At 55.2% G+C, this 26912-nt stretch carries 19 protein-coding genes, 1 tRNA gene and 2 pseudogenes; 11 read left to right on the top strand and 11 right to left on the bottom strand.

The features are described from left to right. Nucleotides 1–152: 152 nt before the first annotated feature. Nucleotides 153–2531 carry a putative inorganic carbon transporter subunit DabA gene (locus HALO_RS01600; RefSeq protein ID WP_050712911.1) on the bottom strand — a complete coding sequence of 793 codons (2379 nt, stop codon included), beginning with the start codon at nucleotides 2529–2531 and terminating at the stop codon, nucleotides 153–155. Next, nucleotides 2528–4123 carry an NADH-quinone oxidoreductase subunit L gene (locus tag HALO_RS01595; protein ID WP_092490800.1) on the bottom strand — a complete coding sequence of 532 codons (1596 nt, stop codon included), beginning with the start codon at nucleotides 4121–4123 and terminating at the stop codon, nucleotides 2528–2530. Before HALO_RS01595 ends, HALO_RS01600 begins: the two co-directional genes overlap by 4 nt. Nucleotides 4124–4252: 129 nt before the next feature. Here HALO_RS01595 and HALO_RS01590 point away from each other — a divergent pair, with 129 nt between their 5' ends. Beyond that, nucleotides 4253–5140, top strand: coding sequence for a LysR family transcriptional regulator (locus HALO_RS01590; RefSeq protein ID WP_050712910.1), 888 nt, complete (start codon nucleotides 4253–4255; stop codon nucleotides 5138–5140). 20 nt (nucleotides 5141–5160) lie between these two features. Here the strand turns inward: HALO_RS01590 and HALO_RS01585 are convergent, their stop codons facing one another. Then, nucleotides 5161–6249 carry a flavin monoamine oxidase family protein gene (locus tag HALO_RS01585; RefSeq protein WP_050712909.1) on the bottom strand — a complete coding sequence of 363 codons (1089 nt, stop codon included), beginning with the start codon at nucleotides 6247–6249 and terminating at the stop codon, nucleotides 5161–5163. A gap of 55 nt (nucleotides 6250–6304) precedes the next feature. Here HALO_RS01585 and HALO_RS23005 point away from each other — a divergent pair, with 55 nt between their 5' ends. Continuing rightward, nucleotides 6305–6469 (top strand): hypothetical protein, encoded by a 165-nt coding sequence (locus tag HALO_RS23005; RefSeq protein ID WP_157693149.1) that lies wholly within the window; start codon nucleotides 6305–6307, stop codon nucleotides 6467–6469. Between the two features lie 279 nt (nucleotides 6470–6748). On the opposite strand, the pseudogene gabT reads toward HALO_RS23005, so the two are convergent. Then, nucleotides 6749–8036 (bottom strand): annotated as a pseudogene (gene gabT / locus HALO_RS01580) (4-aminobutyrate--2-oxoglutarate transaminase). 119 nt (nucleotides 8037–8155) lie between these two features. Beyond that, on the bottom strand, nucleotides 8156–9610 hold the full coding sequence (locus tag HALO_RS01575; protein ID WP_050712908.1) for an NAD-dependent succinate-semialdehyde dehydrogenase: 1455 nt from the start codon (nucleotides 9608–9610) through the stop codon (nucleotides 8156–8158). Nucleotides 9611–9745: 135 nt separating this feature from the next. Between HALO_RS01575 and HALO_RS01570 the strand changes: the two genes are divergently transcribed. Together HALO_RS01570 and HALO_RS01565 are read left to right on the top strand one after the other, a co-directional pair. Beyond that, nucleotides 9746–10369: a GntR family transcriptional regulator gene (locus HALO_RS01570; protein WP_050712907.1), complete on the top strand. Its 624-nt coding sequence runs from the start codon at nucleotides 9746–9748 to the stop codon at nucleotides 10367–10369. 64 nt (nucleotides 10370–10433) lie between these two features. Continuing rightward, nucleotides 10434–11753, top strand: coding sequence for an IS1380 family transposase (locus tag HALO_RS01565; RefSeq protein WP_050712906.1), 1320 nt, complete (start codon nucleotides 10434–10436; stop codon nucleotides 11751–11753). A gap of 689 nt (nucleotides 11754–12442) precedes the next feature. Here HALO_RS01565 and HALO_RS01560 read toward each other — a convergent pair. After that, nucleotides 12443–13279 (bottom strand): L,D-transpeptidase family protein, encoded by an 837-nt coding sequence (locus HALO_RS01560; RefSeq protein WP_331710099.1) that lies wholly within the window; start codon nucleotides 13277–13279, stop codon nucleotides 12443–12445. A 353-nt stretch (nucleotides 13280–13632) separates the two neighbouring features. Between HALO_RS01560 and HALO_RS01555 the strand changes: the two genes are divergently transcribed. Next, the gene (locus HALO_RS01555; RefSeq protein ID WP_039857579.1) at nucleotides 13633–14310 is read left to right on the top strand and encodes a response regulator; all 678 of its coding nucleotides are present in this window, start codon (nucleotides 13633–13635) and stop codon (nucleotides 14308–14310) included. Continuing rightward, on the top strand, nucleotides 14307–15614 hold the full coding sequence (locus HALO_RS01550) for an ATP-binding protein (protein WP_050712904.1): 1308 nt from the start codon (nucleotides 14307–14309) through the stop codon (nucleotides 15612–15614). Before HALO_RS01555 ends, HALO_RS01550 begins: the two co-directional genes overlap by 4 nt. Before the next feature lie 10 nt (nucleotides 15615–15624). On the opposite strand, the gene dsbG is transcribed toward HALO_RS01550, so the two are convergent. Genes dsbG through dsbD form a run of 3 tightly spaced genes read right to left on the bottom strand, consistent with a single transcriptional unit; the run spans nucleotide 15625 to nucleotide 19161 of the window. After that, entirely contained in the window at nucleotides 15625–16407 is a 783-nt protein-coding gene (dsbG, locus tag HALO_RS01545) for a thiol:disulfide interchange protein DsbG (protein ID WP_231896789.1), read from the bottom strand. A 25-nt stretch (nucleotides 16408–16432) separates the two neighbouring features. Continuing rightward, nucleotides 16433–17257, bottom strand: a complete 825-nt coding sequence (locus HALO_RS01540) for a TlpA disulfide reductase family protein (protein ID WP_050712903.1) — start codon at nucleotides 17255–17257, stop codon at nucleotides 16433–16435. Further along, nucleotides 17254–19161: a protein-disulfide reductase DsbD gene (gene dsbD, locus HALO_RS01535; RefSeq protein WP_231896788.1), complete on the bottom strand. Its 1908-nt coding sequence runs from the start codon at nucleotides 19159–19161 to the stop codon at nucleotides 17254–17256. The genes HALO_RS01540 and dsbD overlap by 4 nt, the downstream gene beginning before the upstream one ends. Nucleotides 19162–19378: 217 nt before the next feature. Here dsbD and HALO_RS01530 point away from each other — a divergent pair. Continuing rightward, nucleotides 19379–20262: pseudogene (locus HALO_RS01530) on the top strand (DMT family transporter). Between the two features lie 869 nt (nucleotides 20263–21131). Here the strand turns inward: HALO_RS01530 and HALO_RS01525 are convergent. After that, a tRNA-Arg gene (locus tag HALO_RS01525) sits at nucleotides 21132–21208 on the bottom strand. A gap of 144 nt (nucleotides 21209–21352) precedes the next feature. On the opposite strand from HALO_RS01525, the gene HALO_RS01520 reads away from it, so the two are divergent. Genes HALO_RS01520 through HALO_RS01510 form a run of 3 tightly spaced genes read left to right on the top strand, consistent with a single transcriptional unit; the run spans nucleotide 21353 to nucleotide 24132 of the window. After that, nucleotides 21353–22348: a TRAP transporter substrate-binding protein gene (locus tag HALO_RS01520; RefSeq protein ID WP_050712902.1), complete on the top strand. Its 996-nt coding sequence runs from the start codon at nucleotides 21353–21355 to the stop codon at nucleotides 22346–22348. Next, entirely contained in the window at nucleotides 22349–22873 is a 525-nt protein-coding gene (locus tag HALO_RS01515; protein ID WP_035581766.1) for a TRAP transporter small permease, read from the top strand. It begins immediately after the preceding gene. Continuing rightward, entirely contained in the window at nucleotides 22870–24132 is a 1263-nt protein-coding gene (locus tag HALO_RS01510) for a TRAP transporter large permease (protein WP_050712901.1), read from the top strand. Before HALO_RS01515 ends, HALO_RS01510 begins: the two co-directional genes overlap by 4 nt. Before the next feature lie 99 nt (nucleotides 24133–24231). Here HALO_RS01510 and HALO_RS01505 read toward each other — a convergent pair whose 3' ends face one another. Then, nucleotides 24232–25284 carry a GlxA family transcriptional regulator gene (locus tag HALO_RS01505; RefSeq protein WP_035581771.1) on the bottom strand — a complete coding sequence of 351 codons (1053 nt, stop codon included), beginning with the start codon at nucleotides 25282–25284 and terminating at the stop codon, nucleotides 24232–24234. A 554-nt stretch (nucleotides 25285–25838) separates the two neighbouring features. Here HALO_RS01505 and dctP point away from each other — a divergent pair. Further along, nucleotides 25839–26864, top strand: coding sequence for a TRAP transporter substrate-binding protein DctP (dctP, locus tag HALO_RS01500; RefSeq protein WP_035581773.1), 1026 nt, complete (start codon nucleotides 25839–25841; stop codon nucleotides 26862–26864). The last annotated feature ends 48 nt before the right edge of the window (nucleotides 26865–26912 follow it).

Genomic DNA, 26912 nt, shown 5'->3' with positions numbered 1-26912 from the left:
AGGTTAGAAAGGCCGTTGGCAGCTCGCTCTATTCGGCCATTCATAACCCAGGTTGCCACCAGCCGCCACGCAGTGTTCGGCGGTCTCAATCGCGTTTACAAAGTATCCTGAACAAGCGACCACTACGCTACTCATACACAGGCAGCGGCTCCTCAACAGCACGCGATGACTGGCTGCCAGCCTTCCGGCGAGTAGCGCTCTAAGCCTCCTTCTCCCATGCGGGTGAGCCACAGCCAGCGGTGATTGATTAAATCTGCGATCACCGGCTGGCGTTCAATAATCGCCTCGATGCGCGCTTTGGGCGCGTCGATCACCACCGTTAAGCGCAGCGGTTCGTGGTGGAGTTTCTCGCCATCACGCAGCGACTGCTCCGGTAGGCCAATTCGCAACTGAGGCGAATTACCCTCAATGACGCCTATATGACCACCCACCACTGAATGCAGCAGCTTGTTGCCCGCTCCATATAGCTCTGGCACCACGGTAGACGCGTAATACTGCAGGTTGATCCAGCTGGCGACCAGCATCGGTGCCATCATTAGCCCTTCCAATACGCTGCCATCCGGGTCTTGATCGGGGTGGTAGTCGTGCAAGAATGCGCGCCCTTCCAGCGCTTTCCCTTGGGTGCACGCCCGTGGCGCTATAATCAGCGCGGCGTTATTCACCAGTCCCCACTCAGGCCGGGGCTGAGCCCAGTCGGCTCCGCGCATCGCTAGGGTTTGCAGGCGCTTGATGTGGTCGGTGTCGTTCACCCCTAGGGCAGGAGCACGCTCTTGCCGGGTGGCTTCACCCGCTCGCTGGGTGCCGTTTTCAAATTCAGCCAACGCGCCTTCCAGCGTTTTGGGCATCTGCTCATCCCGGTACACATGCACCCGGTCGGTGAGCGTACAGTGGGTCGCTGCCAGCACATAAAAGGGGCTGGGTAAGGCGATACCCGCCTGTCGAACGGCCTGCTGAACCTCCAGATCGTTCAGCAGCGCAGCGGCCACCCGCGCATTCATGCCACCGCCCTGCCCGCCACAAGCGCCGCAGGTTAGCCCAGCGTGGTGTGGATTATTTTCGCTTTGCGAATCGTGGCCCACCAGCACCAGCAGCGACGCGGCTGGGTTGCCCAGCAGGGTTAGCAAGTTTTTCGCTAGCGTAATTTTTTCATGGCGCGTAATGGGTTCGCCGTCGTAGGTGTGAAAAAGCCCAGCAGGCGCATCACACTGGGGCACCGCCGCCTGCTTGCGCAGGCTGTCCTTGATCAGCTTCCAGCCCCAGGCAATCCCGGTGGTCTCCACCAGGGTGAAGGTCGACAGCGGAGCGTACTTTGCGTGCCGAACGCTTTGGCGCTGGCTCTCTTTCTGGTAACGCTGCACGCCCCGTTTTTGAGGCTCTGCGCTGCCCACCCGATACGTGGGTTTCAACAATCCAGGCACGCGGGGCTGGGCACGTTCAGGCCCCGTAGCCGCATCGGTCACCGGCATGGCGAAGAATCCCGCCACGCCCAGCGTGGCTACCGTGGGCGCGGCGCCCTCTAAGTGACGACGAAACCGCTCGGAGCGCACATCAATACAAAACGCGGCCTGCACCTTGGGAGCAGAGAAATGCTCGGTATTAGGTGTGGCTAACGTCGTGGCTAGCGCCCGCTGATAGCCCAGCTCATAGGCGTGCTGCCAGCACCATAGCGCCTCATTCTGAGTAGAATCGGCGGCGGCATCGGCGGTTTCCCATTGGGCAAACCACTCGCTCTGTTGGAGGCGGGTTAGCTGGTTCATTCCTAACCACTCCCAGGCCAGCACCATCGCTGCAAGCTGGGTAATACCCGCTTCTGCCTGCTGGTGGGCGGTATGCCAGCCAATGCCTTGGCACCAAGAGGCCCACCCATTAACGCGCAGTAACAACGTATGGGCCAGCACCTCAAACACTTCTGGGGTGAGCGCCCAATCTGCGGCTATTTGCTCAACCGCTGCGGCGGGGTCATCTGGCAGAGTTTGTAGCGCCTGGCGCTGCGCTTTAGACCAGCGCAGATCGTGCTGTGCCGTCGTTTTCCAGAAGTGATAAAGCGAAGGCACAGAACGGCTTKCCCAGCGCTGCTGGTGGTGGTCGAAGTAGCTCGCACAGCTCTCCGCGAGCGGATCAAACCCCACATGCTCTTCGAGCATGTCCCAGGCGCTACGTAGCGGCGCTACAGGCTTTAGGGGTGATGCCAAGTAGCCCAGAAGGCTCTGCTCGCTATAAGCGTAGCTACCTTGGCGCAGCGCCTGCTGCAGGTCTTGCGAAGTAATCCGTCCCTCTTCCCATGCGTTGCGATAAAACTCAGCGGGCATCGTCATCGGTTGCCCAGCACGACGGCTTAGCGCATAGCTCACTTGCTCAATAGGCTGGTGCTTCAGGCCCCMCCAGGGGTTCACCGCAATCCACTGATCCAGCGGCCACACCGGTGCGATGGCGTCGGTCGCGCGTTTCAGCGCATCGCGGTAGTGCTTTGGCGACGGCTCTGATGAAAGAGGTGAAGATGTCGATGTTTCCAGTGCAGCGGGCTGACTCATGACCACTCTCCTTTTAAACCGGGGGCCAGCGATGAGCGACGCGACCAGGCACGGATGGGAGCCACGGCATCCACCGCGCGCTGAAACGGCAGTGCCAAGTAAAGCCCTTGGCTAAAGTGCACGCGCCAGCGCGCTACCCAAGCGGCCTGGGGAAATAGCGTAACGGCGCCAGCGGCCAGCACCAGGCTTGCTAGCATCAGCGCACCCAGTAAGCCTGCCGTAAGGGTTAAGGGCGTGTAGGCGCTGGGCAGTGCCGGTGCCAGCACGCTGTGCAGCAAGGCATAGAGCGGCACCAGTGCCAGCGCCATTCCTACCAGCGCTAAACGCTTGGGTTTGGCCATGCCCACCGGCATACCTAACAGCGTGCTGCCCACCGCTAAGCTCAGCAGTGCGCCCAGCAGCGGGTTGTGGCTGACCAATGCAGGCCATAGCGCCAGCACGGCGGCAGCAAGGGCCGCTGCAGGCAGCGCAAGGGAGAGACGTTGACGCAGTGGCGCAAGCGGCAAGCGTTCACAGCGCGAGGCCCGCACGGTTCGGCCAGACGCTAAGAAGGAGTGGGCTTTGTAGAGCGAGTGCGCCAGCAGGTGGGCCAGCGCCAGGGTGTACGCCCCTACGCCAATCTCGAACAGCATAAAGCCCATTTGTGCGCAGGTAGACCATGCCAGGGCATGCTTGACGGAGGTTTGCGTCAGCATCGTCATCACCGCTACCAGCGCAGTGAAGCCACCCACCACTATCAGTAGGTAGTGCCCCAGCGTTACGCCATCAAACACCGGAAACAGACGCAGCCACACAAAGCCCCCCAGGTTAATCACCCCCGCGTGCAGCAGTGCGGAGACCGGCGTGGGGGCTTCCATGACTTTGATCAGCCAGCCATGCATCGGCACTTGGGCACACTTACACAGCGCAGCGATGGCCAGCGCCACTGAGGCGGCCTCCACCTGCCAGTTGCCGGAGGTAGCGGCGGCTGCGGCAAACAGCTCGGGTAATTGAAAGGTGCCGAAACGAGCATAAAGCAGCGCCACTGCCGCGATTAGCGCGGCATCTCCAATACGGCTTACCACAAATTTTTGCCACGCTGCTCGCTGGGCTTCTACACGCTCAGGATAAAGCGTGAGCAGATGGTGAAGCGCCACGCTCACGCCGACCCAGGCAATCAGCATCACAACCAAATGGTGGGTAAAGACCAGCAGCATCACGCTAGCCAGCACAACCAAGCACCAGGGTAAAAATCGGCGCTCACCACGGTCACCTTTTAGGTAACCTTCCGCAAAGCGCAGCAGCACCGTTCCTAACAAGCTGATGAGTAGCGCCATCCACACGGCCAAACCATCTGGATATAAGCCCAGCGGCTGAGCGGCTTCCGGTAGGCCGGTGGGTACACCCAACGCATCCAGCACCAGCAGCCCGCCCACCGCTAGACTTGCTACCAGCGCGCTTGCCGTTAACCAACGGCCTATTTTCCAAGCGCGCTGCAGCGATGCGGGCGCGCTGGCCCGCGCGCTAACGCCCGCCATCACCAGCAGCGATACCGGAACCAATAACCAAAGCGCCAGTAGAGACAACACCGTTATATCAACAAAATTTGGCATAGCCCTTCCCCTTTGTCGTGTGTAAACGACTATGCCGCGCTCATTACGATATAAAAAATAGTTTATTTTTTATAAAACGTTCTTTAAAACAGAACGTATAGCCAACACGCTGCCTGAGGTTCCGCCGCTATGAAGCTCAACTACCACCACCTTTACTATTTTTGGCAAGTGGCAAAAGCGGGCCACCTAACTCGCACAGCCGAAGCGCTGCACGTCTCTCAATCGTCGCTTTCGCAGCAAATTCGTCAGTTAGAGGAGCGCTTGGGCCAAGCGCTTTTTATCCGTGAGGGGCGTCAACTCCACCTTTCTGAAGCGGGCAGGCTGGCGTTTGACTATGCGGAAACCATCTTCACCCAAGGCGAGGAGCTGAGCGCGCTGTTTGCTGAAGGCGGCCACGCTCACCGGGAGGTGGTGCGCGTAGGGGCAGTGGCCACGCTATCGCGTAATTTTCAGGAAGGCTTTGTAAGGCCGCTGCTGGGCAGAGACGACCTGGATTTGATACTGCAAAGCGGCGGGCTAGATGACCTCTTKCGACGACTTTCTGCCCACAAGCTGGACGTGGTGCTCTCGAACCAGCCCGTGCGCGGCGATAGTGAGCACCCCTGGCGCTCTCAGCGATTAGCGCGCCAGCCGGTGAGCTTGATTGCATCCCCCCGCCTCTCACCACCCCCGGCATTTCCGCACGGGCTAAGCGGCCACGCCTTTATTCTACCGGGCGCTGAAAACGCCACCCGCCACGCCTTCGACCAGCTTTGTAGCCACTACCGCTTGACCCCTAAACTGGCCGCCGAGGTAGACGACATGGCCATGATGCGCCTACTGGCCAGGGACACTCAGCACATTGCCGTGATGCCGCCGGTGGTTGTGCGTGACGAGCTGAACAATGGCACGCTAAAAGATTACGGTGCACTGCCCGGCGTATGGGAGGAGTTTTATGCCATTACCCTGCAACGGCGGTTTGAATCCCCCAGCCTAAAAGCGCTGCTAACGCGAACAGGCGAATCGCTATTGGATTAGCGCCAAGACAAGCAAACGCCTTACCGTGCTAACACCGCTGCCACGCCGCGCTCGGCCGCTTCAATGGCCCCTGCTAAATAACCGGCATACTGCTTACCCCACTCGCTACCAATCCCGGTTAAGCAGGGCTGCCAAGGGCCATCGGCAGCGTGAACGGGCGGTGCCATGCCATGATGCTCGCTGGGCAGTTGATCCGCGTGGGTGGACGTGAACGGCTCCAGCGCCCAGTCTTTAATCACATCCCGCTTTGGGTTCGCCGCTTCCGGGCCAAACAGCCTGGCCAACTGCGCACGGCAGTGCTGGCGCAGCGTCTCATCGTCGATCTGCGCCCGTGCGCTGGCAGGCAAACTAAAAAAGCCAAACAGCGCCCCGACGCCATCCGGATGGGACGCATCATGAATTTCACCCAGCGGGCCGATCAAGCTGCGCGCCTCGCCCGAAAGCTGCGCCTTTCGCCAAAACGGGGTGGGATACAGGGCGACATATTTACCGTGAGGCGCCATCCAGGTAGCGGTATTTGCCCAGTGATGGCTCAGCTGCTCCGGTAGCGGCGGCGAAAACGTCACCGCCTGCGCGGCTAACCTGGGCGGCACCGCCAGCAGCACATGCTGCGCACTGTAACGCTGCCCACTAGCGCACTTAAGTACTACGCTGGCGTTGGCGGTGAGCGACATCGACTGAACCGCCTGCCCGGTGTGAAGTCGTGCAGCATCGATGCGCTGGCGCAACGCGTCAATCAATGCCTGCATACCGCCTCGCAGCCGCATAGACGGCGGTTGATTCACAAAACCCTGCATGCGCACAGGCCGAAGCTGCTGGGAGCGCTCTACCACCATATCGCCCGTTTCATACTGGGCAAACGACGTAAGCCCCAGCGACGCCACCAGCGCTCCTAGCGCGTGCTGAAACCCCGGCCAATACCACGAAGGCCCCAAATCAAACGCCTCCATCGTGCGCGCCTCATCAGGCACTAACGACGCAATACGCCCTCCCGCCCGCTCCCGCGCTTCCAGCACCACATAATCCGTGATGCCCCGCTGTTCCAACAAAGTCGCGGCATACAGCCCCGCCAACCCAGCGCCTACAATAACGATACGTGATGCGTGCATGGCAACTCTCACCAGTTAATAAGACTCAAAATCCTACAGGGATATAATAGGTTGCATGGTATGCGGGTATAGCTTTGGCAACAGTGTGCTGCAGAGTCGCCAAGAGCTGGAGGTGCGTATTCGCGMCCAGTTACGCATGGGATGCGAGCGCCTGGGCCTAACGCTCACCTACGATACCGATATTGCCGTTGAGTTTGAGCAGCTTATTCGTCAAGTCTAAGCGATTTATACTAACAAAAAGCAGGGAGCGCCCTGACTACAGTTTATAACACGCCTCAGGCAAAGGGCTTACAGGGCGAATAGGGCGAATAGGGCGAATAGGGCGAATAGGGCGAATAGGGCGAATAGGGCGAATAGGGCAGTATCACCCAATAAAAAAAGGCCTTACTTAACCGTTATTAAGCAAGGCCCCGGCGTTCATTGTGCTACTGGGTTCGCTGCTAGCGCCACCTATTTAGCAGCGCTCCGCCCGCAAAAGAGCACAACGTTTAAACGTTATTTATTGGCTGACCAGCATCTCAAGCGAGCGCTCGATAATGGAAAGCCCCTCTTTCAGCACATCAGAAGGGGCGGTGATCGGCACTAAAACGCGAATGGTGTTGCTGTAAAAACCGCAGGAGAGCAGGATAAGACCTTGCTCGCGCGCCTTAGCACACAGAGCCTGAGCCATGGCGGCATCCGGTTTGCCATGTGCGTCCAGCAGCTCGAAGGCGGCCATGGCGCCAAGGTTACGCGGGTGGCTCACCATCTCAAAGCGCTGCTGCCAGACAGCAAAGCGCTCAGCGAGTAGACGGCCCATTTGGGTGCTACGAGCCAGGATATTTTCCTCCTCAATCGTATCCAACACCGCTAGCGCTGCGGCGCAGGAAAGCGGATTACCGCTATAGGTACCGCCCAGCGAGCCGGGGCCAGAAGCATCCATGACCTTGGCGGTACCAACAATCGCGGAGAGCGGCATGCCGTTCGCCAACGACTTAGCGGTAGTCAACAGATCCGCTTCGATACCACTATGCTCTAGGGCAAACAGTTTGCCCTAGAGCAAAACCCGACTGAACTTCATCAATAATTAACAAGATGCCATGGCGGTCGCACAGTTCACGTAATGCTTTTAAGTAGCTGGGAGAGGCAATATAAAAACCACCTTCACCTTGAACTGGCTCAATGACAATTGCCGCTACTCGGTGCGCGGGAATATCCGTTTTGAACAGCTTTTCTATTGCGTCAAGCGCCATTTCGTCGCTAATTCCGTGCAAGGGATTAGGGTAAGGAGCACGGTAAACGTCGCCCGGCATGGGGCCAAAATCGTTTTTATACGGCAACACTTTGCCGGTCATTGCAAGCGTGAGCATAGTACGGCCATGGAAGGCGCCGTCAAAAGTGATAACCCCTGAACGGCCGGTCGCTGCACGCGCAATTTTAACTGCGTTTTCTAAAGCTTCGGCGCCTGTGTTAACAAGCATCGCTTTACGATCGGGCCCTTTCACCGGCGCTTTCTCGCATAGCCGCTGGCACAGCTGAACATACGGTGCATATGAAATTACCKCCGAACACGTGTGCATTACGCGCTCTAACTGCTCCTGTACGGCCTTGACGATACGAGGATGGCGATGTCCAAGGTTTAAAACACCAATGCCCCCCGCAAAATCAATCCAGCGGCGGCCATCCTCATCCCACAGCTCGGCATTTTCGGCGCGAGCGACAAACTGCTCGGTTGGGGTTGCCGCACCGTTGGCAACATAACGTTGTTTGAGCGCATTTAGCTCAGCATTGGTGAAGTTATGGGTCATGACAAAATCCTAACTAGCTGATGTTATAAGCTAAGAAACAGGCTGCTAACTCGGGCTAATGGCATAGCGCGTTAACAGCGTGAAAAAAGAATGAAAACGAGTAGGTGCAGCGCGCTACATTAGAGCCCACCCATGCAAACGTATTTAAGCTCGGTAAAGTCTTCCAGGCCGTAGTGAGAGCCCTCACGTCCAAGACCCGACTCTTTAACGCCGCCAAACGGTGCGACTTCTGTTGAGATCAGCCCCTCATTAACGCCCACCATGCCGTACTCAAGGCCTTCCATCACTCGCCAAATGCGGCGGTAATCGCGGGCGTAGAAATAGGCTGCCAAGCCAAAGGGCGTGTCGTTAGCCATGGCGATCGCTTCATGTTCATCTTTAAAGCGGAACACCGGTGCTAAGGGGCCAAAGGTTTCCTCGCTTGCGACACACATATCAGGCGTCGCCTCGGCAATCAGCGTAGGGGCATAGAAACTATGGCCCAGTTCATGGGCATGGCCACCACAGACTAAGCGGCCTCCTTTGGCAATCGCGTCATCCACATGGCGCTGCACTTTGTCGACTGCCGCCTGATTAATCAGTGGTCCAATCAGCGTGCCTGGCTCGCGCCCGTCACCCACGGTTAATACCTTCMCTTTCTCAGCTAGCGCGTCAACAAAGGCGTCATAAATACCGTCCTGAACCAAGAAGCGGTTAGTACATACACAGGTTTGTCCCGCGTTGCGGTACTTAGAGGCAATTGCCCCTGCAACCGCTGCGTCTATATCGGCATCGTCAAACACAATAAAGGGTGCGTTACCGCCAAGCTCCATGGAGACTTTTTTAACCGTGCTGGCGCACTGCGCGAGCAGCATCTTACCCACGGGGGTGGAACCAGTGAACGACACCTTACGAACGCGTGGGTCAGTAGTTAGCACTTCGCCTATAGCGGCAGGTGTCGACGCGGTCACCACGTTGATAACGCCTGCGGGCATACCGGCGTCTTCTGCCAGCTTAGCCAGAGCAAGGGCCGTTAGCGGTGTCGCCTCGGCGGGTTTAATCACCACGCTGCAGCCAGCAGCAATGGCGGGGGCACACTTACGTGTGATCATCGCCATAGGGAAGTTCCAGGGCGTGATGGCTGCCACAACCCCAACCGGTTCACGTAGCACCAACAGGCGTTTGTCAGCGGCGTGTGTCGGCAGCGTTTCACCGGACATGCGCTTGGCCTCTTCCGCGAAGAACTCGATAAAGCTGGCGCCGTAAACCACCTCACCCCGAGCTTCAGTCAGCGGTTTACCCTGCTCTAGGGTCATCAGCTCAGCGAGTTCTTCGGCATGGTCATGGACACGTTCAAACCAAGCCCGCATGATGGATGCGCGCTGTTTGGCGGGCATCGTTTTCCAGCCACTCCACGCAGCGTGGGCGGCGGCAACAGCGTCACGCGCTTCTTGCTCCCCCAAGTCGGCCACGTGAGCCAGCAGCTCACCGGTTGCTGGATTGGTGACCGGAAAATGCGTCGTACCGATGTGCCAGCGTCCGCCTATCAGCGCAGCGGCAGTCCCCTCAGTCAATAATGCGTTGAACAGTGTCATGGCGGCCTCCTGATATTATTATCAGCGGGCACGCTAGCATCACTTGTGGTGACGCCCTATGGACCAATTTTCAGGCCGATTGGACCAATGTGTTCGGTCCACGGCATAATCTTTTTCTTTTGAAAGGGGCAAACCATGCCTGATACGCTGCCTCTTGCTCCCTTGCTGGAGTATTTCAGCCTTCAACCGGAGCGGCTGGGTAAAAGTGTACGAATCGAACAGGCGCTCCGGCTGGCGATACTTAATGACTGGCCAGAAGGCAGCAGACTTCCGGCCCACCGTATCCTATGCAGCTACTTGGGCGTCGCACGAGACACCTTGGCGCAAGCCATGCGGGTACTCATCGAAGAGGGCTTCGTCATCACAGGTCAGGGCCAAGGCACCTGGACGCGGCGCCCCGCTTCAACCCGCCCTACTCGTTCGTTAGATACCGCGCAGCTATCGTTACGGGCAAATAAAATTCTTAAAGCGCACAGCGCCAGCACCATTCAAAGCGGCGCTTTTATGCCCGGCATTCCAGATATCACACAGTTCCCCATGGCCAAATGGCGAGAGCTATACGCCAGTGTCACCGTACCGCGCAACGTATTGCTACTGTCATACTCCGGCGGGGGGTATGGACCACTCAAGCGCGCTATTCGGGATTTCCTGTGGCGCTGGCGCCGCCTAGCCTGCGATACTGACCAAATTATTATTACTGACGGCACCCACAACGGTATTGAGCTATGCGCGCTAGCCTGGATATTGCATAAGACATGAAAAAGGCGGCTGAAAATCGGTTATAATTCAAGCTCCTACACAAGAACCAACCGCCTCAGCCGCCATGACAAAATGTACCACGCCGTCCGCTTCCTTTCCACGCTGCAAAGGCCGTCAGGTCATCGCCCGTTTCGATGGCGGTGATCTCMCTTCCGACGGCGGTATCCTGCTGCTGCGGCAGCTCGATCGCGAGATGGGCCTGACCCGCGCCGTCGCTCGCCGGCTCAGCGACGAGCGCGACGCTCAGCGCTGCCTGCATCGCACCGAAACCCTGGTCCGGCAGCGCGTGTTCGGCCTGGCGCTGGGCTATGAGGATCTCAATGACCACCAGGCCCTGCGTCACGATATCGCCCTGCAGACCGCCGTCGATACCGATGGCGTGCTGGCCAGTCAGTCCACCTTGTGCCGCTTCGAGCAGCAAGCCGACCGGGACTGGGCGATCACCATCCACGAAGAGATGATCGAGCAGTTCATCCGCTCGTTCCGGCGGCCACCCAAGAAACCGCTCTACCTCGACTTCGATGCCACCGACGATCGGGTGCATGGCCAGCAGCTCGGGCGGCACTTCAACGGCTACTACAACCACTACATCTTCCTGCCGCTGTTCGTATTCTGTGGCGACCAGCTGCTGGTCAGCTATCTGCGTCCGGCCTCGCTGGATGCCGCTCACCACGCCGGTGCCATCCTCGCCCTGTTGGTCCGGCGGCTGCGCCAGGCGTGGCCTGAGGTGAAGATCGTCTTCCGAGGCGACAGCGGCTTCTGCCGTCCACTGATCCTCAACTGGTGTGACCGCCACGGCGTCGATTACATCATCGGCCTCGCCGGCAACAAGCGCTTGGCCAAGCTGGCTCTGAACATCGACTACGCGTCGGCCATCCGCTTCGAGAAGACCTGGGAGAAGGAGCGTGTCTTCGGCTTCATCGAGTACGCTGCCAAGAGCTGGAAGGAGCGTCGACGAAAGGTCATCGTCAAGTCCGAGACCAGCCGGCGTGGCTTCAACACCCGCTATGTGGTCACCAGCCTGCGCGGCTGCAGCGCCGAGTGGCTCTATGACCACCGCTACTGTGCTCGGGGCGAGATGGAGAACCGTATCAAGGAGCAGCAGTTCCTGTTCTCCGACCGCACCAGCTGCCACGAATGGTGGCCCAACCAGTACCGACTGCTGCTGTCGGGGTTGGCCTACCTGCTGCTGGAGCGGCTGCGCCGGGTCTACCTCAAGCGCACCGCCTTCGCCCAGGCCCAGGTCAACACCCTCCGCCTGAAGCTGCTGAAGATCGGCGCTGTCATCACCCGCAACACGCGCACGATTCGGCTGATGTTGAGCAGCCAGTACCCGGAGCAGGACCTCTTCCTGAAGCTGGCCAGCAAGCTGGTGCCGGGATAGCGCCGCGGCGTGCTGTCCCCGGCACAGAAAACACATGGGGGTAGGGGGAAATGCGCCTTGAGCTCAGGAAATTGATCAATATATAGCCAACTTCCAGCTCTGGGCGGCATCATCGCCACCAAACCTGGCATTTGGGTGCTGCTGACCAACCCGATGCAACATCCGGGCTAGATAGGGAACCATCTTTAAGTACACGGCTCATCCAGCCCAGACTCCCATAAGCAGCCAGCACGAATAGTCAGCGAGCTGGTTACAGTGCTGGGCTGGCTACTGTGACTTCTCTAGGGCTTTGGAGCGTTCGGCTCGTCCAAGGKGTCGTTCAAAAATTGACTAGCCATAGCCTAGAGCTTGCCGATCCTTTCAAACATCCTAAATCAAACAATGAGAGTGTACCTTGTGAGGCCTCCGTGCTTAATGCATTTAGCAAAGTTGAAATTACACGCGATGATCTGTCTTAAAGCCTAATTTTAACTAACACTCTGCAAAGAGTTTCTCGCTGCTTACCACCATACTTTATTCCCTTTGAATGCCCCATTTATTCCTGAAGAACGCTGTAAATGATGCCTTGTATGGATGGCAGGGGAATCCCAGGATACAGTAAACCCTGCGACGGACGTGACGGCATCACTTATGAAAGCCCTTGGCCACATTGAACCCATAACAACCGCTAAAATTTACTAAAAAGTGGGTTAAATTAGCGGCTCTATACGTCCACTACCTCTTTTAAGCGCTTTCTGCATCACTTCATAATCAATGTTTGAGCGCTTTTGTTCCGGCAGTTCGTCAGCTTTGTTAACGATATTCAGCAAGTCGCTTATGCTCGTTTCTTGTTCATTACGCGAAGTAAATGCCTGCAAGTACGGCAAGTGGTCGGCGTCCCAGCCAAGCTTGATCGGCTCATCGATAATATTGACCTGGGTACCGTTGGGTATTTGCTCAAATACGGCTTTAATATCGTCGGGGTGCATACGGATACAACCTCGACTGGCGCGCATGCCAATGCCATCTGGTTGGTTCGTGCCATGAATTAAATAACCAGGAATATCCAATAAGATGGCGTGCTGACCGAGGGGATTGTCGGGCCCTGGCGGAACAMCGTCAGGCGGTGGGTCGCCGCGTTCAGCCGCTTCCTGACGAACGGATTCGGGTGGATACCAAGCGGGATCCTCAAGGCGCATAGTGGTTTTAGTAATCCCCAATGGTGTATCGAATCCATCGCGGCCAATGCCAATGGGGTAGGTCTCGACGCGAGGTGTTTCTCCATCTTGCACCTCGGGATAGTAGTAAAGCCGCAGCTCCGCGATATTGATAACCACTCCCTTACGCTCCACATCTGGCAGTATGTGCTGCGCCGGAATCTGAACCTGCGTTCCTTTCCCAGGAACCCAAAGACTGATGTCAGGATTGGCCCTTCGAATTTCTTCGTAGCCGACACCGTGTGTGTGAGCAATATCGAGCAGGATATCCGCCTCGTCCTCTACACTGACAGTGTAGGTCTCACCCACGATGTTACCGGCTTCAGGCAAAGGGKAATGCCCTAGTGGTCGTGATGTCTCGGCTACAGCCGATAATGAAATAAGCCACAATGCCATCATGAATGCGCAGCGAAGCAGACGACCACCGCATGTAGTTTTTACAAAGCAAGAGCTCATAAGAAACGTTACTCACTATACGACTAAAAACTCATTAGGCATGATGAACATTAACTGTAAATGAAGCGCTGATAATGGCGGCTGTTCGCGTTGAGTGATGCCGTCTAGTTGATGGTTTGAACAGTTTCGATCTGTCGGCTGTAAAATGGAGGCTGCCTCATATTAACTTCATCCCCGAATGGCATACTGCTGATAGAAAACACTTTCTATGCCTTTGCGGAGTAAGTATGCGGGTATTACTGGTCGAAGATGATGCCCCGGTAGCGGCTGGCGTCGAAGCAGGATTGGCGCTGAGCGGCTTTGTGGTTGATACCGTCACCACCCTGGATGCTGCGAAAGGTGCGCTAGCCACAATTAACTACGATGCTGTTATTCTCGACCGTCGGTTGCCCGATGGAGATGGCTTGACGTTATTGAAGCATTGGCGTCATGCGAGCGTGGCGACGCCAGTGCTGATGCTAACGGCTCGAGATGCGGTAGCGAACCGCGTCGAGGGCCTTCAGGGAGGCGCAGACGACTATTTGATCAAGCCGTTTGATCTTGACGAGTTAACGGCCCGGCTCCAATCGCTTTTACGCCGTTCGGCAGGGCAAGTGGATCACGCCATTCGTCACGGTAGCCTGGCATTAGACCCCGTTACACGTAGCGTCACGCTTGATGGAGAACCCGTCGTCCTATTACGACGCGAGTTAATGCTGCTGGAAGCACTGATTCGAGCTCGCGGGCGAATTCTGAGCGCCGATCAATTGAAGGACTGCCTTTACGGTATTGATGATGAGATCGAAAGCAATGCGCTTAATGTGCACATCTACCAACTGCGTCGCAAGCTGGGGCGCAACGTGATCGAAACCGTGCGAGGTGTGGGTTATCGACTTGGCAAATACAACAGTGATGCGACCTCATGAATCTGCGCTTACGTCTGGTTGCTACACTTGGAATTACGTTAACGCTGCTGTGGGGTATTACGGCAGCATGGTCAATGCGCGACCTGTCGACCCAGCTTGAGCATTCACTTGACCAGCGTCTGGCGCAATCGGCGCGAATGGTGGCTGGTTTGTTGGATCGCGTGCCTACAACGTCTTGGAACAGTGAAGAAGATGGAACGTCAGCTATTCCCTCACTCGATGGTCTTGCTTGTCGGGTATCGTCACTTCGTGGCCAAGTGGTGGCGGGTACGCACCCTGAGATGAACGATGTACTTGCTGTCGAGGCTGAGGGGTATCGTTATCGCGAGCACAACGGGCAGCGCTGGCGAGTTTACACGTTAGTTGATAACGACAAGCGTATTACGGTGGCAGATCGTCTGAAAGAGAGAGAAGCACTGCTGCAGCAGGTTCGCCGGGCCGCGCTTTACCCATTTCTACTGGCGCTGGTGGGCAGTCTTGTTGCGCTATGGTGGGGGGTAACACGAGGACTTTCGCCGCTTGCCAAGTTACAACAACGACTTATCCTGCGCGAACACAATGACCTTTCGGCACTACCTCTTCATGGGTTGCCTGGTGAAATCCGCCCGCTGATCGATAGTTTCAATACGCTACTGGCACGAACGCGTCGTATGCTCGAATTGGAGCAGCGCTTTACCGACGATGCCGCCCACGAACTTCGAACACCGTTAACTGCCATTCGCACACATCTGCAAATCGCGAGGCGTGTTGACGGTCACCAGCAGTACGAAGCGATGCAGCAAGCTGAAGCTGGGGTAGATCGACTAACGAAAACGCTTGGTCAGCTTTTGCTATTGGCGAGAATGGAAAGKGAGGACATCACACTTGCCCGTCGTCCTGACCCTACTCCTCTTGGGGGGGCACTGGTGACTGCGATGACTGAAACCGGTAGCCGCGATCATTGTCATTATCCCCAAGGCGTTAACCAAGTACATGTCGCCCTAACTGAGTCGCTTCTAGTGACGGTTCTACGCAACCTGCTCGAAAATGCGATGCGTCACGGCGCACTCGGTGCGCCGATAGAGATTTCCGTACAGGAATCAGAGGGAATGGCAGTCATCGATATTACTAGTCAAGGTGAAACCATTGCTTCCGAACACCTCTCTCGACTGACGGAGCGCTTTCACCGGGGAGATCATCCTAAAGGCAGTGGTTTGGGTCTTTCGATCGTCGAGGCGATTGTCACCCGGGCAGGAGGCCGGGTGACGTTCGCGTCTGGCAATGGTGTTGGGCTAAAGGTGACGCTTCAATTGCCTTCGGGTTGAACCGTTTAGGTCAAGGTGTGTCACTCCCCATAATGGCTCGAAGCTTTTCTGGCGAGGGAGCACCCATCACACTGTGCACGTCACCGTTATCATCCTGATAAAAGGTCGCTGGCGTTGCGAAGAGTTGGCCATCGCGCATTAGCTGGGTGTTTTCACTAACCCACTGCTCGCTTTGGTCATCACCTTGATTTTCGGGCATGGCACCGTTGCGGTAATGCTCAGCCAGCGCTTCGCCAGGATTATCCGCATTGAGTATCGCGGCTGCCTTTTCAGGGCTGTCTGCTTTGAGAATACCTACCATCAAATGACGAATCTGAACTTCGCCACTTTCTACCCAGGGTTGGGCGTCTTCCCACAGTTGTCGGCAGTAAGGACAGTTGGGGTCACTAAATGTATATACGATGCGGGGTGCCTCTTTATCGCCATCGCGCACCCAGTGTTGATCAGCCATTTCTTGCCATAGCTCGGCGTTTCTTGGGCCGTTGACGAGCTGCTCTAGCCGCTCAGCTGATACGTCCTGACCCTCGGCATTAATCAGCGTACCTATTACAGCATGCTCGCCTCCTGAGGKGAGGTATGCTGCGACAGTCTGACCACGAGCACTACCGGCATACCCAGTAAGTCCGTCAGGTGCATCGAATTCACCATGAATCGTAAGGCCTTGCTGTTCGAGCTCTTGAATAGGGGCAGGCCACTCATCCGCAGTCGCATGCAGGCTTGTTGCCAGAGCGACGCTAGCCCCAAGAGTTAGTGTAAGGCGTAGCGTTGTCATACAGGGGTAGAAAGCGAACATGTGTGTCATCTCCGTAGTGAGTCAGTTAGGGGCTGAAACGCTCAAGGCTGCGGTTGAGGGTGGCGCGAGAGAGCTCACCAAAGTGAGTATCTATAAGCGTGCCATCGGCGTTGTAATAAAGCGTTGTGGGCATGGCCATAGCGCCCACTTCGTGGCCGAGCGCATTGTTCCGATCAAGGTAGACATTATCGAGCGCGAGTGACTCTTGCTGTAAAAAGGCGTTAACGGTGCTGAGGTTCTCGCCCTGATTGACGAACACGAACGTCACGTCGTCTCGCTCTTGTTGAGCCTGCTCAAATACAGGCATTTCGCGACGACACGGCGGGCACCAGCTGGCCCAAAGATTGACCACCATGGGGCGATCAGCTTCGCTTAGCATAGTGGGAAGTGTCACTTCGTCATTCTCAAGCGTGGTTAACGGCGTCGGAGGAATGCTAGCACCTTGAGATACCATGAGTGCCAGTGCCCCCGCCGTCAGCGACCAGGTCAGCGCCCCTGATATTACGGCTATCCCGAGCGGTCTACGCTCACGAGGTTGGCGCCATAGCCGCCAGACAAGATAAACCAAGGCGACGACAAGGCCCGCTAGCGGCTCGAAACCGCGATCGCGTATGTCGAGCCACGACCAGAACGTGTCGTAGCTTTCACCATATTGGACGATAAAAATGAGTCGCGCCCCGATTACACCGAAGAACACGGCATTGAAGATGCCATCGCCCACGCTGACATTTCGACGGCGGCCTATCAAACCTCCGACGATCAGTGCGACAACTATCGAAAGCAATAGCAAAAGTTGCCCCACGCTTAGGCCTAACGGGCCGATGGCGAGGCKGCGATCCAGGGGACTCATGAACCACCTCCAGTGGTACTACTGCCGGTTTGTTTGGCTTGATCGAAGCGCTCCAGAAATGTGTCAGCGTCTAGCTCGCCGATAATGCGCGCACTGCGCCGCTCGTGGCCGTCAGAGCCGAACCACATTAGCGTTGGCGGCCCAACGATGCCAAAGTGCTCCATGATCTCCTTGTCAGATGCGTCGTAGTTAGTTACGTCGATGCTCAATCGTTGCMCATTCTCCAGTTCGGCTTGAACAGTGGGGTCAGCGAAAACTTCCTGTTCGATCACCTTACAAGAGATGCACCAGTCGGCCGTAAATTCGACGAGCGTCATCTGGCCGCTAACCCCGGTCTGGGCAATACGGGCGTCTAGCGTGGCTAGATCTTCAACCTCATCAAAGGTAAGCGGTTGTTCATCGTTTAACACCGAATCTGCTGTGTTTGAACCTCCATTAGTGGATGTAAAAATCGCTAGCGGACGCCAGGGATCAGAGGCACCGCCGGCAGCACCGATTAACATTAGCGCGCTCCATATGGCTATGCTCGCTGCACTGGCGGTCAAGATTTGAGGCGTGATGCTACTATGGCCGTTGTTACGAGCAAGCGTCATGAGGGATATCGCAAAGCTAAGTGCTAGGGCGCCCCAAAGGCCGAGAACGATGGCATCAGGTATTACGCGAGCCACAAACCAAATCGCCATCCCCAGTAATACAAAGCCGAAAAGCGCTCTGATGCGAATCATCCAGGCACCCGGCTTAGGTAGAAGCTGGCTACCCACGGTGCCGATCAGGATTAGTGGTAGGCCCATTCCGAGTCCAAGCGATAACAGGGCTGCGCCGCCCAACCAGGGGTTGCCACTATCAGCGATGAACAGTAGCGCTCCCGCTAACGGCGCGGTCATGCAGGGACCCACCAGCAGTGCAGAGAGCACGCCCATGATGGCAACCCCTTTCAAGCGACCACCACGTTGACGCGACATGCCTGAATCAAGCCGCTGGCGAAGCGCTCTCGGCAGCTCTAATTCGAATAAGCCGAACATGGCCAAGGCGAGAACGATAAACAGTAGCGAGAACAGGCCGATAAACCAGACGTTCTGAAACAGCATCTGTAGATTGGCGCCTGCCATGGCAGCGGCCACGCCGAGTAACGCATAGGTGGCCGCCATGGGCAGGACGAAGGCAGTAGACATCACGAAGCCTGCCGCTCGGTGGCTCTCGCCCACCTCTCGTCGCCCCGCGATCAAGCTCGAAAGGATCGGTATCATCGGCAACACACAAGGCGTGAACGTCAGTAACAGCCCCATGCCGAAGAATGCCGCCAGCGTCCAGAACCAATTACCTCCGGCCAGTTGCGCCGCCAGTTGCTGGTCTTCTGCCATCGTAATTTCTGGGTCAGAAGTAGGGTTTTCTTCAAATGAGGATTCGTTCGTGGCATCCGATGGTTCGTCGGTTTTGGATATGTCCTGGCCAGCAGACGCTAAGTCAAAGGTCTGTTCCTGAGGTGGATAGCAAAGGCCCGCATCGGCGCAGCCCTGCCAGCGAAGAGTGATCGTCTCAACGTTGCCAGGCTGAGTAGTCATACTCAACGAATGACGATAGACCTCAGAGCGACCAAAATACTCGTCCTCAATAGTTTCCCCGTCAGGGATATTCAGCGATAGCTCACGCCCTTCGGCTTCGGCAGAAAAACGGTGGCGGTAAAGGTAGTAGTCGGGCTCGATTTGCCAATCAATCTCCAGAGATTCGCCATCATGGCTAAGTGTTGGCTTGAAGACTTGCTCTGGAGGAAGAACGCTCTCCTGCTGGCCAAAAAAAGATTGTGCAGTGGCTACTGTGGTAACGCTTAGCAACCCCAGTAATAGTACCCACTGCACCAGCCTAAAGCACATGGCCTCTTGTATCGGCCTGTTCATAGCTCGCATTTCCAGCACTCCTGATTCGATGCTGGATAGGATGGCTTATGGGGATTAACTGAAAATGAAGGTTTTCCTGCCTAGTGGCTTGGCTGGCGTACAGACGGCCCTACCTGATACTCGGGCAGTGACCGACGCACTGCTTTCAGCGGCCCGGAGCAGGGTCCCATGACGCCCTTCCCCGCCGTCAACGATGTTAGTTCAACACGAGAAGCGAGGTTACAGGATGGGTGCGAGTACAATTTTTGTGGTGCTGGCGGCGCTTTTCTGGGGGTTATCTGGCGGGATCGGCGGAATCCTTATAGCCGACGGTTGGGACGCGTTCGTGGTTTCCTTCTACCGGGTGCGATCGGACTACTGTGCGTCCTCATCTGGCTAATACTGCGTCCACACAGTAGTGGCCTGACAAAACGCCGGTTATGGTTCTGGTCAGTCATCGCCGGTGTCGGCGTAGGGGGTAACTTCTCGTTCTATTTCTTAAGCATTGCGCACGGTAGCGTTGCTGTTGCGGCTACATTGATGTACAGCGCCCCAGTCTTCGTATATCTCGTATCCTTCGCTCTAAGGCTCGAAAGTCCCACGCCGCTGAAGTGGGCCGCGATCGCAGTAGTGATTCTTGGTGTCGTATTGCTTACACTGATTTATGACGTCGGTGCGAGTGGCGTTACGGCGATGGGTGTAGGTGCTGGTCTGCTTGCCGGACTGTCCTACGCAATATTCATTTTCGGCTTCAAGTATGCGGCGCCACACGGTAGCCCGCAGGCTATTCTCTCTATCGCGCTTATGGTACTTGCCAGTATTCTTATCTGGCCGAGTGATGTTGGCCAGACGGTTGCTGTCCTGAGCACGCCGGATTGGCCGCTATTCGCAGTACTCGGTGTACTCGGCGCAGGTTTGTCTTTTGTTCTTTATATCATTGGTTTGAAMCATACTGCCCCGGCCGTGGCCTCCGTTGTCGCAATGGTCGAACCGGTCACCGCGACGCTGTTCGGCGTCGTGGTGTTAAGCGAAACCCTGGTAGGGCCGCAAATTCTGGGTATGGGACTGATATTAGTCACAGTGACCGCGCTGAGCGTCTTTTCAAGCTCTGGACGGCCACCCTCCGGATAGAATCACTAGCTGGTTATCGTTCTGATCTAGGATCCAACGCTGTGATTACAGCTATCTGTAGGTATTGACGACTTGCGAAGGGTGAACAGAGAAAGGTAACGAGTTTTTTCTTGGCTTATTTGATATTTGCCTAACTAAATATTACAGAAGGCGCGGAGTAGCCAAACCGCTCAAACTACCCATTATATCAAAACTTACTAAATTTCCGCTATTGGCCGATAGATGAAGTTTTCAGTTCCACCCAACACCAAACGTGCAGGAAACTGGTATGGTAAAAATATTGGCTGATTATTGCTTACCAAAGCTTTGGCATAACGGCTGCTCAATTTCCAACTGCGACGGCGTACTCCTACGATACCTGTACATTGCATCTTGCCTAGCAGTGACAGGAAAGTCATAGTGATAAACAGCAGGTTCGCCAACTGGTGAGTCAGCGCCAGACATACCTGCCATTGAAAAAGCCAATCAATCCAAATCGGATCGACCGCCTGCCGCTCAGGTAATGCAAAAGGCTAAACATGACATTTTGCACTGGTGGCAATATCTCGATGACAATAGCTCGGTCTGTCATCAGTTTCGTGACGAAGCTGCCGTCGCGATTTCACTAGCCACCTCTTCAGCCTCCGTGGATATGCTATTTGATAGCGCCTTATTGCAAGTCCAACGAATAAAGGCCAATCAACATTAGCGAAATGGGTTGGGATGCGCCAATAAAGCGTGTGACCACTCTTGTGACAAGTAAAAGCCAAAGGTCATAACTGAATAAGTGTATTAATAAGGTAATTAAGAGATTGTGGCCACGATTTGGTCACAGGGTGGTCACAGACAAAAAATAAGGGCCTACGCATTAACGTAAGCCCTTGAAATTATGGCGCGCCCGGCAGGATTTGAMCCTGCGACCCTCGGCTTCGGAGGCCGATACTCTATCCAACTGAGCTACGGGCGCTTGTGTGTGCGTATCGTAACTGTGCAGGGGCGCTGTGTCCAGCCGTATGGCGCTTGAGTACCTTTAGTCAATTGACCGTTTTCCCTGGTGTGGTGCATGCTTTGGGAGCACTTCTGCACCTTAGTCCATTGGGAACACAATAATATGAAAACATTTGCACGTAGCACGCTGGCACTGGGCATCTCACTGGCGCTGGTAAGCGCCGCGAACGCCGCTGATTTTGCTGATATGGATCCGGTTACTCTGCGCTTGGCCCACGTGGTCAACGAGCAGGATGGTTTCCACATTGCCGCCACCAAATTTGAAGAGCTGGTAGAAGAGCGCACCGACGGCAAGGTGGATATCGAAATTTACCCCAACGCCACCTTGGGTGACGAACGCACGCTGCTGGAAGGCATGCAGATCGGCACCGTGGATATGGGCGTGATCACCAMCGGGCCAGTCGCCAACTTTGTCGAAGAGATGGCGGTATTTGAACTGCCGTTCCTGTTCCCCTCCCCGGAAGCCGCTTACGAAGTGCTCGATGGCCCGATCGGCCAGGAGTTGCTCGATAAGCTTTCTGAGGTGAACCTAAAAGGCATGGCCTACGCCGAGCGCGGTTTCCGCAACCTGACCAACAGCGAGCGTGCCGTAAACTCGCCGGAAGATCTGGACGGCCTACGCATCCGCGTAATGGAGAACCCGGTCTACACCGACACCTTCCGCGAGCTGGGCGCCAACGCGATTCCCATGGCGTGGACTGAAGCGCTCACCGCCATGCAGCAGGGCACTATCGACGGCCAGGAGAACCCGGTGAACGTGATTCACTCGTTCAACCTGGATGAAACCCAGAACTACATGACCCTCTCCCGCCACACCTACGCCCCAGCAATTTTTGTGATGGGTATGCCCGCCTGGAACCAGCTGCCTGAAAACGCCCAAGAGGTACTCCTAGCGGCAGCCCAGGAAGCAGCGGAGCATGAGCGCCAGGTGAACGCAGAGATGGAAAGCGAACAGTTGCAGGCCCTGCGCGATGCGGGCATGGAGATCAACGACGATCCAGATATGGAAGCCTTCCAATCTGCCGTTGCGCCGGTGTATGAGAAGTACGGCGAACAGTTCGGTGATTACCTGCCGCGTATTCAGGAGGCGCTTAAGTAAGTGACCACACTGACTCAACCGCTGTTAAGGCTGCTGCGGCGAATTGAGCGCGGGCTGGATGCGATCATCCAGCCCGTGGTCTTTGCGGGCATGGCGGCGCTGATTGGGGTGATTACCCTGCAGATCGTCTCCCGGGTGCTGTTCAGCGCGGTGGGCTGGACTGAGGAGGTCGCCCGCTTTCTGCTGGTGTGGATCACCTTTTTGGCCGGCACGCTGGCGTTTCAGCGCGGGCGGCACATTGCCGTGACCTTTGTGGTGGATGCCCTGCCCGGCCGCCTGCGCCAAATCGCCCGCATTGCCGCCCTGCTGATCGTGCTGGCGTTTATGATCGCGCTGATCGTTATCGGCTACCGCTATATGCAGGTACAGAGCTTTCAGAAATCCGCCTCGCTGCGGCTTTCAATGACCTACGTCTACGCGGTGATGCCGATCTGTGCGGCGATTATGGCCTGGTACGCGCTGGTCGATATCATCGAACTGCTGATTAACGGCGAAACCTCCCAGCCCCAGGAGGAGTCGCTATGACGCTGCTGCTGTTTGGGCTGTTCTTCCTGTTTATGCTGCTGGGCGTGCCGATTGCCTTTGCGATTGGCGCCAGCACGCTCTATGCGCTCTATCAATCCGGCGTGCCGCTGATGGTGGTCACCCAGCAGATGTTCCAAGGCATTAACTCCTTTGCCCTGGGCGCGATCCCGATGTTTATCCTCGCTGGGGATTTAATGGCCCAGGGTAAGGTGAGCGAAAAGCTGGTCAGCTTTGCCGATTCGTTAGTCGGCTTTATGCGCGGCGGGCTATCGGTGGTCTCGGTGATGGCGGGCATGTTCTTTGCGGCAATCTCCGGCTCTGGCGCCGCGACCACCGCAGCGGTGGGTTCCAGTCTGGTGCCGGAGCTCAAGCGTAAAGGCTATGACCCGGCATCGGCAGCCAGCTTGATCGCCGCCAGCGGCACCATCGGTGTGGTGATTCCGCCCTCGGTGCCGATGATCATCTACGCGGTGATCGCCCAGCAGTCGGTTTCCAAGCTGTTTTTAAACGGCTTTTTGCCGGGCTTAGCGATGGGGCTAGGGTTAATGGCCATTGCCATTGCTCAGGCGTATAAGCGCCAGTACCCCAAGGGCACGCCGCTGTCGCTGGCGACCATCTGGGCGACCTTTAAAGATGCCAGCTGGGGGCTGATGACGCCGGTGATTATCCTTGGGGGTATTTTCTCGGGGATCTTCACGCCTTCAGAGGCCGCCGTGGTGGCGGTGAACTACGCCATGCTGGTGTCGCTGTTTGTGTATCGTGACCTGACGCTGCCGCAGGTTTATAAGCTGCTGATCCGTTCAGCGATGACCACCGCGGTGATTATGCTGGTGATTGCCATGTCGGCGGTGTTGAGCTGGACGCTCTCAAGCTGGCAGGTGCCGGGGGCGATTGCCCAGGCAGTGCTGTCGCTCTCTACCAACCCTTACGTGATCATGCTGCTGATCGTGGGGATTATTTTGCTCACCGGAGTGTTTATCGAAACCGCCAGTGCGCTGATTATCCTCACACCGGTGCTGCTACCGCTGGTGCTGCAGTTGGAGATTGATCCGATTCACTTTGGTTTGATTATCGTGGTGGGGCTCTCCATCGGCATGATTACCCCGCCGGTGGCGATCAACCTCTATGTGGCTTCATCAATCACCCAGCTGCCGCTGGAGCGCATTACCCGCGCGATCATCCCTTACCTGCTGGGGCTGATCGGGGTGCTGCTGTTAGTGGTTTACGTGCCGATTATGTTGGGTTGGTCAGGTGGTTAAACCAGCGTTTGCACTTTTTAAAGAGAGCCTTATTGGCTCTCTTTTTAAGGTGGCGCTTATCTAGTCTCAGTGCATTCATCGTGAATTCAAATAAGAAGTTCACATTGAATGTTCGCCAGCTTGGCACGACTTTCGAAACTGTCCCGGTGTTACTTCAAAGAGCTGGAAAAAACAGCTGCGAAAATGAGAGATACTCACAAAACCGGTGGCAACTGCCACTTCGGCAACGGGCTTGTTAGTTTGCTGAAGAAGCTGTCGCGCACGCGTTAGACGAAGTTCCATATAGTATCGAGAAGGGCTAGCATTAACGTAATTACCAAACATACGTTCTAACTGACGTCTCGAAATATTAACCCAATTAGCTATTTCGGATATGGATAAAGGCTCTTCAATATTATTTTTCATCAATTGCAGCGATATTTTCAATTTTTCTGGCAGAGTGAGGTTTTGATCGACACCTATCGTTGAAATATCTGGGGAGTCTAAGCCCTTATCACAGCTAAGCATCTCTTCAACTGCACTGACCACCTCATTGCCACAATCAGTTCTGACTACTTCAAGCATCATGCTCAATGAGCTACTCGCCCCGGCACAGCTGATACGATTACGATCCACAATAAAGCTACGGCTAGATACCGATACATCCCAGAACTGCTCTGCCATCATCGCGCGGCCATCAGGATGATAAGCACACTGGTAGCCGTTCAATAATCCCGCCTCTGCAAGGAAATAGGCACCGTTCCATAATCCTCCTAACATCACGTCTTTGTTGTCAGCATGCCTCAGTTTGCTGCGCAGTAGGAGGGTTGTTTTAGGAAGTACACGCAGGCCACCGCATACAATCAACACATCAATATTGAGGCTTGTAGCATCGAATTTGTCTAACGAATAATCCGTGGCCACCTCAATACCTAAGTCAGAAACCGTTGCAGGTGCCTCGCTACCCACCACCAAGACCTCATACATCGTAGTAGATTGCATTAAATTCGTTGTAACAAGTGCATCCACAGCGCCAGTGAAAGCCATCATTGAAAAATTCTCTAGCAGTATAAAAGCTACTTTTTTTGTTATCTTAGGCTTCCCTGAAGAGTCAGTCGAAGAAATATAAGCCATGTTTTTATTTTTCAATATGCTTGAGAATCTATCCTTCATGATGAACCTCAATTTTTTGAACTATAGTTATTTTAAGCAAAAATCGCGCCATTTTAAAAACAAGACATTAAAATCAGTATTATTAAAACTCACCAACACCACAAGACCTCAAACTCAATCATGTAAAACCTGCCCGACCTTGTGTCAAGTTGAACAACTTACACAAACCCTACATGACTGGTTAAAGAGAAAAAAATAGTTATATTATTTAAAAACCTTATAGTAAAAGTACGAATTTCAGCCTTACTAGCCAATGGAGTATTACATCAGTCGGCTTTCACTGGACTTTTCGATATCGCACTGAGTAGAGATGGCTTTGTCATTTTCACTCATGAGCCTACTACTAACACAACCTTAGCCTCTAGCGTCCCGCGGCGCGAACCTTCCTCTCGCCTTACTTCGCCAGATAACAAAAACATACCCACCGCCACGTACTTTTTAAAAGTTCATCAAATGTCGCTATTTAGGCCCTTAGTGTCGCAAAAAATACCTTTTCGAAAGTAGTAACTGATTCAAGATGAAAATCCACTTCCCCTCCTCTGAGAAATAAACTTATGAATAATCCTAAAAGCAAAAAAGTTACTTTGGGCGCTGCGACTCTTTTGTCCTTAACAACCATGGGGAGTGTCCAGGCAGAAAACATCTCGTTGAAATTCCATAGCGGGCTTTCACAATCTCGCCCTGAAGCAGAGCAGATCAACAGATTCGCTAGCTTAGTGAGTGAAAAGTCAGATGGCGAGCTTGATATCGAAGTCTACCATGCAGGCGCCTTAGGCCTTAAAGAAGCCGACATGCTGAGAGTATTGCAGCAGGGCATGGTAGATATGGCACTACTGTATGGTGAATATTACACGCGTGATGCGCCAGCCTTGGCATCTGTATATGCTCAGGGCGCCATTACGGAATCTTCCCAACATGACGAAATTCTTGATGTAATCAGGGAACTCTATGAAGACGGCTTTTCAGATTGGGATATTCAAATCGTTGGTGGCGTCGTTGCTCCTATTTTCGATGTAGGTTTGCACTGCAAAGAGCCGGTAAACTCCTTGGCAGACCTAGAGGATAAAAAAGTCCGCGTCTGGTCCAGACACCTTGTGGATACTTTTGAATTATTGGGCATTTCAGCTCAAGTCATTCCGCAAAACGATATGTATATGGCACTTCAAACAGGCGTTGTAGATTGTGCCTATTACTTATCTACCGTAGCCCCCACCGTTTCGCTTCAAGAAGTCACCGAGTACGAGTCTTACTTACACCCTTGGGCAGCCTCCCCATGGCTCTTTGGTATCAGTGAACGAGCGCTATCCCGCCTCAACGACAACCAACTTCAGGCTCTGGAAGAAGCCGGTGAAGAGATTTGGAACGAGACCCGCGCCACTGCTGTTGATCCAGAGCGCGAAGCGCAGGCGCGTCAAGAGCGTAAAGAGTTGGGAATCACCATGCTTCCCGACTTCTCAGATGATGACGTTGAAACCTTTGTAGACGCCGCTTGGCAGGCGTGGCAAGCCATGGCGGAAAACGCAGGCGAGGACGGCACACGCTACTACGAAACAGTCACTCAAGCGATCTCCGAAGAGTAATAGGTACATAAMCCAATCGAGAGCCAATACATATTGGCTCTTTCTTTT

Source organism: Halomonas sp. R57-5 (assembly GCF_900070345.1).
In the GTDB taxonomy this organism is placed as follows: Bacteria; Pseudomonadota; Gammaproteobacteria; order Pseudomonadales; family Halomonadaceae; genus Vreelandella; species Vreelandella ventosae_B.
Note: the sequence above shows the minus strand (reverse complement) of the source record. Positions and strands in the feature narration are given on the sequence as shown.

What these genes read in the sequence shown, in the direction of transcription:
- HALO_RS01555 (WP_039857579.1), top strand. Translation starts at nt 13,633, where the DNA reads ATGCGGGTATTACTGGTCGAAGATGATGCCCCGGTAGCGGCTGGCGTC.
- dctP (WP_035581773.1), top strand. Translation starts at nt 25,839, where the DNA reads ATGAATAATCCTAAAAGCAAAAAAGTTACTTTGGGCGCTGCGACTCTT.
- HALO_RS01510 (WP_050712901.1), top strand. Translation starts at nt 22,870, where the DNA reads ATGACGCTGCTGCTGTTTGGGCTGTTCTTCCTGTTTATGCTGCTGGGC.
- HALO_RS01505 (WP_035581771.1), bottom strand. Translation starts at nt 25,284, where the DNA reads ATGAAGGATAGATTCTCAAGCATATTGAAAAATAAAAACATGGCTTAT.
- HALO_RS01595 (WP_092490800.1), bottom strand. Translation starts at nt 4,123, where the DNA reads ATGCCAAATTTTGTTGATATAACGGTGTTGTCTCTACTGGCGCTTTGG.
- HALO_RS01585 (WP_050712909.1), bottom strand. Translation starts at nt 6,249, where the DNA reads ATGCACGCATCACGTATCGTTATTGTAGGCGCTGGGTTGGCGGGGCTG.
- HALO_RS01570 (WP_050712907.1), top strand. Translation starts at nt 9,746, where the DNA reads ATGCCTGATACGCTGCCTCTTGCTCCCTTGCTGGAGTATTTCAGCCTT.